Here is a 13,224-nt window from a genome sequence, read left to right as displayed (position 1 = left end):
CGGCGGCCGGGACTCTCCCCGACCGACGCTCACTCCGCCGACGCGGCCACGGCGTCGGTCATCCAGCAGTCGTCGACGCCGCCGAGCGAGCCGTCGGTGGTGGCGCTCCCGCCGCCGACCCGGACGAGCCGGAACTCGTAGCGCCCGGTCACGGTGCCGTTCTCGCGCGTGACGACCTCGACCGCGGCGGTCCCGTCGGCGATCTCCGGGACCGAGTACTGCGCGGTGTCGTACGTGAGCATCGGCCCGTACCGGGCCGTCTCGAACAGTTCGACGTACTCGCCGACGGAGCCGACGACCTGCCTGTTCTGCGGCGACGCGAACGCGCGAAGGGTCCGGATGCCGTCGTTCGTCTCGTTGTCGTTGTACCGGAGCGCGTTCATCTGGATCTGGACGACCTGAAGCGCGGACCGCTCGCAGGTGGGAGACAGCGCCGTGTTCCGCGCGGCCTCGCCGGTGAGGTCGCCGTCGGCGACCGACACGGTGTTCCCGCCGTCGCCGTCCGCGGAGCCCGCTCCGCTCGCGTCGCCGCCGTCGTCCGTCGGCCCGTCCGCGTCCGAGTCCGCCGACGGCGAGTCGGTCGTCCCGTCGTCGCCGCCGCCGGCGATACCTCCCGACCCGCCGATCCCGGCGGTGCCGGCGGCGAACCCGGCCCCGGCCGCCGCGACGAGGAGCGCGGCGACGGCGACCGCGGCGAGGAGGGTCCGACGGTCCGGCCGGTCGCTCGACGCGCTGGCGGCCGAACCGTCTCCCGACTCGTCGCTCGCGCGTCCCCTAGCGGCGGGGCCGCTCGGTCGGTCGTTCGCCCGCGAGACGCTCGCCGAGGTGCCGTCGTCGCGATCGGTGGGGGCGGGGGCGGCGTTCGAGTCGGCACCGTCATTCCGCGCGTCGCCGGCGTCGGCCGCCGCTCCGTCTCCGCGGTCGTCCGCAGCGCCGGCCTCGGGGGCGACCGCGTCGTACGACTCGGACCGGACGGGGACGCCGAGGGTCCGGCCGGCGATCGCGTTCGCCTCCGCCGGCGGGACGGCGTACAGGAGTCGCTGGCGGAGGTCCTCCGGCGAGACGACCGTCGCGTCGGCGTCGAGTGCGCCGTCGTCGAGCAGCGAGTCGCTCGCGACGACGACGGCGTCGGCCGGGCCGTCGGGGAGGCGTCCGTCCGCGGCCGAGACGACGAGCAGTTCGGTCCGCCGGTCCCCGTCTCGCACCGTAACGCGGGGCGGGTCGGCGTCGGCGGCGTCGGCGGTCGCCGCGTACGCGTCGGCGACGAGCGTCGCGAACGCGTCCGCGTCGAGCGGCGCGAGCGCGGTCGCGAACTCGTCGGGCGGGATCGGCGTGTTCGCGGTCACGTGGCGATCGCCATGACTACAGTTCGTATGTGACGCGGTCTCTTTGCTCTTGCGCCGCCGCCGATCGGGGCGCGATTCGGGCGAGAGCCGGCGGGGGCGGCTGGCGACAGGGGCGTCGGGCGGTGGAATCGGCGGAGAACGAGCGCGTCGAACGGCGCGTCCGCTCGGCGGCGCGGTCGGTGAAAAAACGAGAACCGAACGTCGACGGCGGTGTTACTTGCCCTGCCGGTCGTTCGAGGTGACGCTCGGGCGCGTCTTCTCGGTGCCCTTGCCGCGCTTGCGCTGGCCGCGGCCCTTGGTACCGGCGGAGGTGAGGCCGCGGTACGCGCGGCCCTTGTGGTCGTCCGAGCAGATCCAGTTCAGGTCGTCGTCGTTCTCGATCGCGGGGTGAGCGGGGTCCACGAGGATGACCTCGTGCCACTTCTGGGAGCCGTCCTCACCGACCCAGTAGGAGTTGAGCACGCGGAGGTTGCGGTACTTCCGCGAGGCGCGCTCCTCGGCGATGCGCTGGATCGACTTGCGCCGCGAGACGCGGTTGACGCCCTGCCGCTTCGAGCGGCGGCCGGCCTTGAAGCGCTGCTTGCGCGACCCGCCCTTGCGGACGCTCACGCGGGCGACGATGACGCCCTGCTTGGCCTTGTAGCCGAGTTCGCGGGCCTTGTCCAGCCGAGTGGGGCGTTCGATGCGCTCGATCGCGCCCTCGTCGCGCCACTCCTGTTTGCGCTGCCACTGCAGTTCCGCCAGTTTCCCCTCCTTGGGGGACCGCCATGCCTCCTTGATGTGCGAGTAGAAGCTTCGTGCCATTGTGTGTCTGCGGACGGTTGCGATTCAGCCGCGAGGGGCCACATGTCGTCTCGTCCCGGGCGCGCGGCGGTCGGTCCGGCCGCGGCCCCGGCGGCGAGTGCCCGCTGTGTCCGCACCAGCGAGTTACCGAGAATTCCCGTGGTTCGCCCTTAACCGCTTCGCTCCGCGGGTCGCGTGGGGAGACGTGCCACGGGTGCGTGAGGCCGGGCGGGCGACGCCCTCGGCCGGGCTGGTCGGGAAGCCCGGAGCGATCACAGTGCGTCGATCGATTAAAGTCCACTTGTATCGATGAACCGGCAGTGGTACACTTCGACGCCGCGCCGCCGGCACGCGGGTTCGACGGAGGGGGGTCCCGGTGGGGGACGTGAGGCTCGTCGTCGTCGCGGGAACGACGGAGACGGCCGCCATCGACGGCATCAGCGCCGCGGGCGCGGATCCGGAGCTGCGCGTTCACACGCCGAGCGCCGACCTCGAGATCGTCGAGGCGGGACGCCCCGCGTCCGGTTCGCCCGTGCCGGTGAGTCCGACGGGCTGTCCGACGCCCGCGGTCGTCACCCGCGCGGTCCGCGAGCTGCTCGGTCCGGAGGCCCTGCCCGTCGAGTCCGTCGACGCCGGACTCGGAGCGCCGACCGCGGCGGCCGTCCGGGACGTCGGTGCGGCCCCCGGCGGCGACGTCCGCGACCCCGAGCCGGTCCCGGAGGCGGCGACCGTCTTCGAGCGCGCTCGCGCGCTGGCACCGGAGCTCGCCGCGCCCCCGAGCGGTGACGGACGCGGAGCCGACCCGGAGAGCGGACCGGCCGGCGAGCCCGCCGAACTGCTCGTCGCCGAGACGATCCCCGGCGGGACGACCACCGCGCTCGGGGCGTTGACCGCGCTCGGCGAGCGCGGCGCGGTCTCCTCGTCGCTGCCGGCGAACCCAATCGAGCGGAAGCGCCGCGTCGTCGACGAGGCGCTGGACGCGAGCGGCCTCGCCCCCGGCGACGCCGCCGGCGACCCGATCGAGGCGGTCCGCCTGGCCGGAGACCCCGTCCTCGCCGCGGTCGCCGGCATCGTCGTCGGCTGCGCGGACACCGGGATCGACGTCACCCTCGCGGGCGGCACACAGCTCGCGGCCGCGGCGGCGCTCGCCCGACACGCCGGCGTCGAGCGACCGCTCCCGCTCGCGACCACGTCGCTGGTCGCGGACGACCCCACCGCCGACCTCGCGGCGCTCGCCGCCGACCTCGACCTGACCCTCGCGGCGGCCGACCCCGGGTTCGGCGAGAGCGATCACCCCGCGATGGCGGCGTACGCCCGCGGGGAGGCGAAGGAGGGCGTCGGCATGGGCGGGGCGCTCGCGCTCGCGGAGCGCGCCGGGGTCGGCGACGCCGCCGTCCGCGAGACGGTCGCCGCCGTGACCGACCGACTGCTCGCGGAGCGAACGGAGACCGACGGGGGAGACGGACCCCCCGCCGTGAACGGAGACGGGCCCGCCGGGGCGAACGGAGGCGACCTGCCGTGAGGGGACTCGTCCTCGGCGGTACGGCGTCGGGCGTCGGCAAGACGGTCGCGACCCTCGCGGCGATCCGCGCGTTCGAGAACGCCGGTCGGACCGTTCAGCCCGCGAAGGCGGGCCCGGACTTTATCGACCCGAGCCACCACGCCCGGGTCGCCGGGCGGCCGTCGCGCACCCTCGACCCGTGGCTTCAGGGGGACGACGGCCTCCGGCGGAACTACGCCCGCGGCGACGGCGACGTCTGCGTCGTCGAGGGGATGATGGGACTGTACGACGGCAGCGCCGCGAGCACGGCCGGGGTGGCCGCCGCGCTCGACCTCCCTGTCGTCCTCGTCGTCGACGCGAGCGCCGGGATGGAGAGCGTCGCGGCGACCGCGCTCGGCTTCGAAGCGTACGCCGACCGCACGCCGCACGACCTCGACGTGGTCGGCGTCGTCGCCCAGCGCGCGCACGGCGGCCGTCACGAGGCGGGGATCCGGGAGGCGCTCCCCGACTCGCTCGCCTACTGCGGTCGGATCCCGCCGCGCGAGGACCTGGAAGTCCCCGACCGACACCTCGGACTCCACATGGGCGGGGAGGCTCCGCTCGCCGACGCGGCGCTCAATGACGCCGCCGAGACGCTGCGGACCGACCGGCTGCTCGATATCGCGCGCGAGCCGACGCTCCCCGCGACCGACCCGGAGGCGGGAGCGGCGGGCGGCGACGGTCGAGAGGGCGACGACGGCGGCGACCGCCCGCGGATCGCGGTCGCGGACGACGCCGCGTTCCGGTTCGTCTACCCGGCCACCCGCGAGCGGCTCGGCGAGCGCGCGACCGTCGTCCCCTTCGCGCCCGCGGCCGGCGACGACCTCCCGGCCTGCGACGGCGTCTACCTCCCCGGCGGCTACCCGGAGCTCCACGCCGCGGCGCTCGCCGAGGGGCCGGCGCTCGCGTCGGTCGCGGACGCCGCGGCCGAGGGGACGCCGGTCCTCGGCGAGTGCGGCGGGCTGATGGCGCTCGCGGAGGCGCTGACGACCGCCGACGGCGGCACGTACGAGATGGCGGGCGTCCTCCCCGCGAGCGTCGAGCGCCGCGAGCGGTATCGGGCGCTCGACCACGTCGAACTCCGCGCCCGCCGCGGCGCGCTCACCGCGGACGCTGGGGCGCGGCTCCGCGGCCACGAGTTCCACTACTCCGCCGCCGACGTCGCGTCCGACGCTCGGTTCGCGTTCGACGTGGAGCGCGGGACCGGCATCGACGGCGACCGGGAGGGGCTGACCGAACACCGCACGCTCGGGACGTACTGTCACGTCCACCCCGAGAGCGGGGCGTTCGACGCGTTCCTCGACGAGGTGGAGTCGTGACGGGCGGCGCTGCGGTCGCCGGGGTCGCCGAGCCCGCCGTCGCCGCGCTGGTCCCCTCGGCCGTCACGCTCCTCGCACCGGTCGCGCTCGCCGTCGGGTTGGACCTCGCGGTCGCGGAGCCGCCACGCCGGGTCCACCCGGTCGCGCTGTTCGGGACCCTCGTCGGGCGGTTCGACCGGGAGTGGACGCACCCGCGGCTCGTCGGCGTCGCGGTCGCGTTGGGACTCCCTCTCGCCGCGGCCGCGGTCTGCGGCGGGGTCGTCTGGGTCGCGGCCGCGCACGGGCCGCGAGTGGCCGGCGTTCCGGTCGCCGCCGTCGCCGCGGCGGCCGTCGTCTGCTTCTCGGTCGCGAGCCTCCGCATGCTGCTCGACGTGACGGGCGAGGTCGTCGCCGAGACCGAGACCGATCCGGACGCGGCCCGGGAGTCGGTCCGGGCGCTCGTCGGGCGCGACCCGGCAGACCTCTCTCCGGCCGCGCTCCGCAGCGCAGCGGTCGAGAGCGCCGCGGAGAACCTCGCGGACGGGTTCGTCGCGCCCCTCGGCTGGTTCGTCGCCGGCGCGACCGGAGCCGTCGCGGTCGCTGCGACCGGCGCGCTCCCCGAGGCCGGCGCGGTCGGCGCGACGGCCGCAGTCGCCGGACGCGCCGCGATCGCAGAGAGCGCGCTGGTCGCAGGCGTCGCGGCCGCGGCCTGGGTGAAGGCCGTGAACACCCTTGACTCGATGCTCGGCTACCGGTCGAAGCCGGTCGGCCGGGCCAGCGCCCTGCTCGACGACGCCGCGATGTTCCTGCCGGCGCGGGTCGCGGCGTGCTGCCTCGCGGTCGCGGCCAGGTCGCCGGAGAGCCTGCGGCGCGCGCGGTCGCTGGCCCGAGAGCCCGCCTCGCCGAACTCGGGGTGGCCGATGGCGACGGCCGCCGCGGCGCTCGGCGTCCGGCTGGAGAAGCCCGGCGCGTACGTCCTCGACGGGGGCCCGGAGCCGCCGTCGCCCGCGGCCGCCCGCGACGCCGTGCGGCTCGTCGCCGTCGGCGGCGGGGTCGCGCTCGCGCTCGCGGGGGCGTGGCTCCTCGCGCTCGCGGGGGTGATCGCGTGGTCGTGACGAGAGCGGTCGCGGCGCTCCGCGGCGCGCTCGGGTTCCTCTCTCGGATTCCCGTCGGGCGCACCGACGAGGACTGGGAGGCGTTCCGGCGGACGCCCGCGGCGATGCCGGCGGTCGGGTACGCGATCGGCGCGCTCGTCGCGCTCCCGGTCGCCGCGGCCGCGCTGGTCCCGGTCCAAGTTCCACCGCTCACGGTCGGCGTCGCGTTCGCCGCGTGGCTGTCCCTCGTCACCGGGATCACCCACCTCGACGGCGTCGCGGACGTCGGCGACGCGGCGGTCGTCCACGGCGACGCCGACCGCCGACGGGACGTCCTGAAGGACTCCGCGCTCGGCGTGGGCGGGACGGTCGCGCTCGCGCTGGTCGTCGCCGGCCTCGTCGCCGCCGGGGCGGCGGTCGCGGACGTTGCGGCCCGCTCTCTCGCCGACGCGGTCGTCCTCGTCGTCCTCGCGGAGGTGGGAGCGAAGGCCGCGACGGCGGCGCTCGTCTGCGTCGGCGACGCCCCTCACGAGGGGCTCGGGTCGGCGCTGACCGCGGCCTCCGGCCCCCGTTCGCTCGCGGGCGTCGCGCTCGCGGCGGTGCCCGCGGCGCTGGGCGGGCGGGCGGTCCTCGGCTCCGGCGGCGCTGGCGTCGTCGCCGGCGTGTTCACCGCCGCGGTCGTCGTCGGGGCGCTCGCGTTCGCCTGGGCGCGCTCGCGGCTCGGCGGCGTCAGCGGCGACGTGTTCGGCGCGACGAACGAACTGGCCCGGGTCGTCGGGCTCCACGCGGGGGTGATCGCGTGGACGCTCTCGTGATGTGCGGCGGCCGCGGCACGCGGCTCGACCGCGACGGCGAGAAGCCGCTCGCGCCGGTGGCCGGGCGGCCGATGGTCGACCGGACGCTCGACGCCCTCGCCGCGAGCCGGGTCGAGACCGCCTACGCGGCCGTCTCGCCGCACACGCCGCGGACCCGCGACCGACTGGTCGAGCGGAAGGGCGGAGCGACTCCCGGTTCAGGGGGGGAACCGCTCGGTCTCGTCGTCGTCGACACGCCGGGCGACGGGTACGTCGCGGACCTTCGGGCGGCGCTGGCCGAGGGTCCGGAACCGCCGGTCCTCACCGTCGCGGTCGACCTCCCGCTGCTCGACGGGCCGGCGGTCGACGCCGTCCTCGACGCGTACGCCGCGGCCGGGAGCGACTCCCTGTCGGTCCGCGTCCCCGCCGCGCGCAAGCGCGAGTTGGGCGCGAGCGCCGACGCCGCGACCCGGTACGGCGACGGTTCGGGAGGCGACGAGGCGGCCGGCGGAGACGGGGAGACGCCAGACGAGCGACTCCCGGCCGGCGTCAACGTCGTCGGAACGCTCGACGGCGCGGGGGACGAGGCCGTCCGCGCGACCCGCGACGCCCGCCTCGCGCTCAACGTCAACCGTCCCGGAGACCGTCGACTCGCCGAGCGGACCCTCGCCGGCGACCGGGAGACGCCCGCGGTCCCGAGCGGTGGGATCGCGTGGCTCGGCGGTCGGGAGCGTGCCGAGGGAGGTGACCGCCCGTGAACCGCGATCGGGCGGCGGCGCTCGGGCGCGAACCGCACGGGAGCAGCGACGACCCGGACCTGCTGGACTTCAGCGCGAACACGAACCCGGAGGTCCCGGACGGGGTCGAACGCGTCTACCGCGCGGCCTTCGAGACGGCGCGGACGTACCCCCCGGAGCCGCCGGCGGCGTTCCGGGCGGCCGCCGCCGACTACGTCGGCTGCGAGCCCGAGCACGTGGTCCCGACGCCGGGCGGACTGGCGGCGACCCGGACGGCGATCGCGCTCGCGGTCGACCCGGGCGACACGGCCCTGCTCCCCGCGCCGAGCTTCGGCGAGTACGGCCGCGAGGTCCGGCTCCGGGGCGGCGAGCCGTCGTTCGTCGACGCCGAGGATATCCTCGACGCCGACCCGCGCGGCCACGCGCTGGCGGTCGTCTGCACCCCGAACAACCCCACCGGGACCGGCTACGACCGCGAGGCGCTGCTCGCGTTCGCGGAGCGGTGCCGGGCGGCGGACACCGCGCTGCTCGTCGACGAGGCGTTCCTCGGGTTCACGGAGCGCGAGTCGCTCGCGGGCACCGACGGCGTCGTCGTCGCGCGGGCGCTCACGAAGCTGTTCGGGCTCCCCGGGATCCGGGCGGGCTTCGCGGTCGCGACGGGCGACCTCGGCGCGGCGCTGCGGGGCGCGCGCCGCGCGTGGAACGTGAGCGCCCCGGCGCTCGCGACGGGGGAGTACTGCCTCCGACAGAGAGAGTTCGTCCGCGAGACGCGCGACCGCGTCCGGCGCGAGCGCGAGCGGATACGGAGCGCGCTCGGCGAGCGCTACGACGTCGCGCCGAGCGACGCGCCGTTCCTGCTCGTCGACGTCGGCGACCGCGACGTCGACCGCGTCGTCGAGCGCGCCCGGGACCGGGGCGTCGCCGTCCGCGACGCGCGGACGTTCCGCGGTCTCGACTCGCACGTCCGGGTCGCGGTCCGCCGCCCGGCGGAGAACGACCGGCTCCTCGCGGCGCTCGGCGTCGACGGGAAGGGGGGCGGCGAGACGGAAGACGGCAGCCGAGGTGACGACGCCGATGTTTGAGGCGACCGTCAGCGAGGGCGTCCTCCGGCTCCGGCGGCCGGGGACGCGCTGGCTCTCGACCGGGTGGGACGGCGGGCGGTCGCGGGCGGCGACCGCGTACAACGTCACCGTCCCGAAGGGGTTCGCTCGGACGGACCTCGCGGCCTACCGCGACGAGCGGCTGGCGCGGGCCGGGTTCGCCGACGGGGAGGACGGCCGAGGCACCGAGGGGTTGGCGGCCGACCGCGACGGGCCGCCGACGCTGTTCACGGGCGTCTCGATGGAACACGCCCGCGGCGCGCGGCTCGGACCGGTCGTCGCGTACGCGACGGTCGGCCTCTCGAACCCCGCGATGCTACCGATAGAGCCGACGGGCGCGGACGACTCGGAGGGGTCGACCCCGGAGGCCGCCGGGTCGCCGGTCGATCCCCCCGGAACGGTGAACCTGATCGTCGGGGCGACGCGGCGGCTCGGCCCCGGAGCGGCGGCGAACCTCGTCGCGGTCGCGGCCGAGGCGAAGACCGCGACGCTGCTCGCGGCGGCGGGGGTCCCGGGGACGACGAGCGACGCCGTCGTCGTCGCCGACGACCCGGACGGCGAGCCGGCCGAGTTCTCCGGCAGCGCCACGGCGGTCGGCGGGGCGGCCCGCGCCTGCGTCCGGGACGCGGTCCGCGCGAGCCTGCGGTCGCGGTACCCGGACGGCGACGTGCCCGGGCCGGCGGCCGACGCCGAACACGGCGTCGTCACCGACGACCGGGCGGAGGTCTTCGATCCATGACCACGAACCACGACGACACATCGACCGACGAGGAGGAACCGACCGACGCCGACGAAGAGACGGAACGCGGCCGCGCCGACACTCCGGGCGGCGGCGCGGCTCCCGAGCCGGAGCCCATCGAGCCCGCGGCCCCCGAGGAGTTCGGGCTGGTCCAGGCGTTCTGGGGCGACGGCAAGGGGAAGACCACCGCGGCGATGGGGATGGGCTTCCGGGCCGCGGGCCACGGCCACCGCGTCCACATGCTCCAGTTCATGAAGGGGGGCGCGGACAGCGTCGAGGGCGTCAGAGGCGAGTACAACGCGATTTCGGCCGTCCCCGGCTTCTCCTACGAGAACGCCGGCCACTACGGCTGGCACGGCCTGCTCGACGGCTCGGCCGACGACGAGCACGAGGCGAAGGCGGCGGCCGCCTTGGACCGCGCGGAGGCGCTCGTCACGGGGGCCGCGGAGGCGGACCTGACCGAACCGCTCGCCCTCGACGGAGAGCCCGAGGCGGGCGTCCACATGCTGATACTCGACGAACTGCTGTACGCGGCCGACCGCGGGCTCGTCGACCCCGGCGACGTCGTCCGCCTCGCCGAGTCGAAGCCCGACGACCTCGAGCTCGTCCTCACCGGGAGCCACGCCGAGCCCGACTACCTCGACGGCGTCGCCGACCTGATCACGAACGTCCGGAAGGTCGCGCACCCGTTCGACGAGGGGCAGCGCGCCCGCCGGGGGACGGAGTACTGACGATGGGGGTCGCGACGCCGTGAGCGACGCCGGCGCGGACGCCGACGGCGGGGCCGACCCCGGGGGCGACGCCGACACGGTGCTGATCGCGGGCACCGCGAGCCACGTCGGGAAGAGCACGCTGGCGGCCGGGCTCTGTCGGCTGCTCGCGCGGCGAGGCGTCTCGGTCGCCCCGTACAAGGCCCAGAACATGAGCAACAACGCTCGGGTCGCGCTCGCGCCCGACGGCGAGTGGGGCGAGGTCGGCGTCTCCCAGCACGTCCAAGCGCGGGCGGCCGAGACGGTGCCGACGACCGACATGAACCCCGTCCTGCTCAAGCCGCGCGGGGGCGGCGAGAGCCAGCTGATCGTCGACGGCGAGGCGGTCGCGAACGCCCCGGCGGCGACGTACTACGAGGACCACTGGGCGGAGGCCCGCGACGCCGCGGTCGCCGCCCACGAGCGCCTCGCGGCCGATCACGACGTGATCGTCGCGGAGGGGGCGGGGAGCATCGCGGAGATCAACCTCCACGACCGCGACCTCGCGAACGTCGAGTGCGCGCGGTTCGCGGACGCGGCGGTCCTGATCGCGGTCGACATCGAGCGCGGCGGCGCGTTCGCGAGCCTCTACGGGACCCTCGAACTGCTCCCCGACGACGTTCGCGACCGCGTGTGCGGTGCCGTGATCACGAAGTTCCGCGGCGACCCCGCCCTCCTCGAACCCGGGATCGACGAGATCGAATCGCGCACCGGCGTGCCGGTCGTCGGCGTCGTCCCGCACGACGACCCGGGGCTCCCGGCGGAGGACAGCCTCTCGCTGCCGGACGCGGCGACGGCCGGAGATGGGAGCGGTGACGGCGGCGCGGGCGGAAGCGGCGACGGCAGCGGCCGCGGCGTCCTCGGCGGCGACGACGTCCCCGACGAGATGGCCGTCCGGATCGGGGTCCCGCGGCTCCCGCGCATCTCGAACTTCACCGACCTGGAGCCGCTGGCGCGCGAGCCGGGGGTCCGGGTCGCCTACCTGCCGCTCGACGGCGGGCTCGACGGCGTCGACGCGGTCGTCGTCCCGGGATCGAAGAACACCGTCGACGACCTGCTCGCGGTCCGGGAGGCGGGGTTCGACGACGCGCTGCGCTCGTTCGACGGCCCGGTGATCGGCGTCTGCGGCGGCTACCAGCTGCTCGGCGAGCGGCTCGTCGACGCGGCCGTCGAGGGCGTCGGCGACCGCGAGACGGTGCCCGGGGTCGGGCTCCTGCCCGTCGAGACGCGGTTCGCGACGGAGAAGCGCGTCGAGCGGGTCGAGCGCGTCGTCGACGGCGTCGGTCCGATCGCGGGCGCGGACGGCCGCGCGACCGGATACGAGATCCGCGCCGGGCGGACGCGGGTCCTCGACGAGGCGGAGCGAAGCGGCGGGACCGCGCCGCGCGCGACCGAGCCGCTCGGTGCCGAGAGCGTCGCCACCGACCGCGTCCTCGGCACGTACCTCCACGGCCTCTTCGAGACGGCGGCCGTGCGGAACGCCTTCGTCGAGGCGGTCTTCGCGGACGCCGGCCGGACGCGCCCGAACCCGGTGGCGGGCGGGCGGTCCCCGTACGACCGCGCCGCCGACCTCGTCGCGGACAACGTCGACCTCTCGGCCGCCGGGCTGGCGCGGCCGGCGAGGCCCGCCGACGGGCGGGGACGGGAGCGCGAGTAGTCGCCCGTCGACCGCGATCCGGTGGCGGAAGGTATATTGTTTGATGAGCCCAATATAGTCGCATGAGCGACGCAGCCGAGGCGGACGATCCGACGGGAGACGACGCGAAGACCGAGCGAGAGCGCATCCGCGAGCGGAAACGCCGGGAGCTCGAAGCGCGTCTCGGGGACGGCGAGGCGCTCGACGGTAGCGCCGGAACCGAGACGGACGACGGCGGAGCGGCGACGCCGGACGAGCCGATCCACGTGAACGGACTCGACGAATTCCGGCGCGCGGTCGACGAGCACGACGTCGTCCTCGTCGACTGTTACGCCGACTGGTGCGGCCCCTGTCAGATGATGGAGCCGACGATCGAGGCGCTCGCGGCCGAGACCGACGCCGCGGTCGCCAAGGTCGACGTCGACGCGAACCAGGCGGTCGCACAGCAGTTGGGCGCGCGCAGCATCCCGACGCTCGTCCTGTACGCGGGCGGCGAGGCGGTCGACCGGTTCGTCGGCGCGCAGGACCGCGCGGCCCTCGAATCGGCGATCGACGAACACGCCGCCTGAGACGGGCGACTCGTCAGTTCGCGGCGAGCGTCTCTTCTAGGAGCTTCCGCTGTGCGGCCGCGAGGTGTTCGGCGAACGTCGACGGGGCGATGTCGAGCGCGTCGGCCACGTCGCGCGCGTTGGCGTCGCGGGGGCGCTCGAAGTAGCCCATGCGGTAGGCCGTCCGGAGCACCTCGCACTGGCGGTCGGTGAGCCGGCCGCGGTCGACGAGGGTGCGGTCCGACACCCCGTCGCCGCGCGCCGCGCCCTGGACGAGGTACCGGACCTCGACGCGCTCCGCGGTTCCGTCGAGCGCCGAGACGACGTCCCGGAGGCGTTCGAGGTCGGGGAGGTGGAGCGTGAGGAGCAACACCCCGTCCTCGGCGCGCGCGTCCGCGATCGGGCAGTCCAGTTCCTCGATGATCCGGCAGGCACACTCGCCGTCTCGCGGACGGTCGTACCGGTAGACGCGCTCGTCGCCGAGGTCGACGACCGACGCGGGGGCCGGGACCCCCTCGGCGCGGTCGACCGCGTCCGGGTCGCGGGCGCGGAACTCCTCGGTGTGCGTGTCGCCCGCGTGCGTCCAGTTGACGCCCGTGATCGGGCCGTCGTGAGCGGTCGAGGCGGCGACGACCGGGCAGTTGGTCGTCCCGTGGATCGCGACGCCCGCGCGGACGCCGTCGGGGGCGGTCTCGGAGCCGTCGACCGGCGACTTCCCTCCGGTTCCCATCTGATCGGAGTTGGGGTGACGGACACAAAGGCCTGATCCCCGACGGGTGAGACCCTCCAGCGGACTCCGCCGAGAACACCCGCAGTACTGGGGGTCGGTCGGTATCGGTCCGCGGCCCGGAGTCGCGGCC

13 protein-coding genes are annotated in these 13,224 nt (G+C 75.9%); 10 read left to right on the top strand and 3 right to left on the bottom strand.

The genetic code is table 11. The features are described from left to right. Positions 1-29: 29 nt before the first annotated feature. Positions 30-1,346, bottom strand: coding sequence for a hypothetical protein (locus tag C464_RS02030; protein ID WP_006111833.1), 1,317 nt, complete (start codon positions 1,344-1,346; stop codon positions 30-32). Positions 1,347-1,559: 213 nt separating this feature from the next. Beyond that, on the bottom strand, positions 1,560-2,150 hold the full coding sequence (locus C464_RS02025; protein WP_006111832.1) for a 50S ribosomal protein L15e: 591 nt from the start codon (positions 2,148-2,150) through the stop codon (positions 1,560-1,562). Positions 2,151-2,505: 355 nt separating this feature from the next. On the opposite strand from C464_RS02025, the gene C464_RS02020 reads away from it, so the two are divergent. The 10 genes from C464_RS02020 to trxA all read left to right on the top strand — a co-directional run bounded on the left by C464_RS02020 (position 2,506) and on the right by trxA (position 12,385). Beyond that, the gene (locus C464_RS02020; RefSeq protein ID WP_006111831.1) at positions 2,506-3,651 is read left to right on the top strand and encodes a nicotinate-nucleotide--dimethylbenzimidazole phosphoribosyltransferase; all 1,146 of its coding nucleotides are present in this window, start codon (positions 2,506-2,508) and stop codon (positions 3,649-3,651) included. After that, entirely contained in the window at positions 3,648-4,988 is a 1,341-nt protein-coding gene (locus C464_RS02015) for a cobyrinic acid a,c-diamide synthase (RefSeq protein WP_006111830.1), read from the top strand. Before C464_RS02020 ends, C464_RS02015 begins: the two co-directional genes overlap by 4 nt. A gap of 47 nt (positions 4,989-5,035) precedes the next feature. Continuing rightward, entirely contained in the window at positions 5,036-6,082 is a 1,047-nt protein-coding gene (locus tag C464_RS02010) for a CobD/CbiB family cobalamin biosynthesis protein (RefSeq protein WP_239640168.1), read from the top strand. Further along, complete coding sequence (gene cobS / locus C464_RS02005; protein WP_049910772.1) at positions 6,079-6,876, top strand: adenosylcobinamide-GDP ribazoletransferase; 798 nt, start codon at positions 6,079-6,081, stop codon at positions 6,874-6,876. The genes C464_RS02010 and cobS overlap by 4 nt, the downstream gene beginning before the upstream one ends. Then, positions 6,876-7,613, top strand: a complete 738-nt coding sequence (locus C464_RS02000) for a GTP--adenosylcobinamide-phosphate guanylyltransferase (protein WP_006111827.1) — start codon at positions 6,876-6,878, stop codon at positions 7,611-7,613. Before cobS ends, C464_RS02000 begins: the two co-directional genes overlap by 1 nt. Then, positions 7,610-8,674, top strand: coding sequence for an aminotransferase class I/II-fold pyridoxal phosphate-dependent enzyme (locus C464_RS01995; RefSeq protein ID WP_006111826.1), 1,065 nt, complete (start codon positions 7,610-7,612; stop codon positions 8,672-8,674). Before C464_RS02000 ends, C464_RS01995 begins: the two co-directional genes overlap by 4 nt. Further along, positions 8,667-9,431, top strand: a complete 765-nt coding sequence (locus C464_RS01990; RefSeq protein ID WP_049910771.1) for an adenosylcobinamide amidohydrolase — start codon at positions 8,667-8,669, stop codon at positions 9,429-9,431. Before C464_RS01995 ends, C464_RS01990 begins: the two co-directional genes overlap by 8 nt. Then, entirely contained in the window at positions 9,428-10,162 is a 735-nt protein-coding gene (locus tag C464_RS01985) for a cob(I)yrinic acid a,c-diamide adenosyltransferase (RefSeq protein WP_006111824.1), read from the top strand. Before C464_RS01990 ends, C464_RS01985 begins: the two co-directional genes overlap by 4 nt. A 19-nt stretch (positions 10,163-10,181) precedes the next feature. After that, a complete protein-coding gene (locus C464_RS01980; RefSeq protein ID WP_006111823.1) occupies positions 10,182-11,837 on the top strand; it encodes a cobyric acid synthase in 1,656 nt (551 codons plus the stop codon). Between the two features lie 62 nt (positions 11,838-11,899). Then, positions 11,900-12,385: a thioredoxin gene (trxA, locus tag C464_RS01975; RefSeq protein ID WP_006111822.1), complete on the top strand. Its 486-nt coding sequence runs from the start codon at positions 11,900-11,902 to the stop codon at positions 12,383-12,385. Positions 12,386-12,398: 13 nt separating this feature from the next. On the opposite strand, the gene C464_RS01970 is transcribed toward trxA, so the two are convergent. Next, positions 12,399-13,094, bottom strand: coding sequence for a helix-turn-helix domain-containing protein (locus tag C464_RS01970; protein ID WP_006111821.1), 696 nt, complete (start codon positions 13,092-13,094; stop codon positions 12,399-12,401). Positions 13,095-13,224 lie beyond the last annotated feature (130 nt).

Origin of the sequence: Halorubrum coriense DSM 10284 (assembly GCF_000337035.1) — an archaeon.
Lineage (GTDB): Archaea > Halobacteriota > Halobacteria > Halobacteriales > Haloferacaceae > Halorubrum > Halorubrum coriense.
The sequence above is the reverse complement of the archived record's forward strand: the minus strand, read 5'-3'. Positions and strand labels throughout refer to the sequence as shown.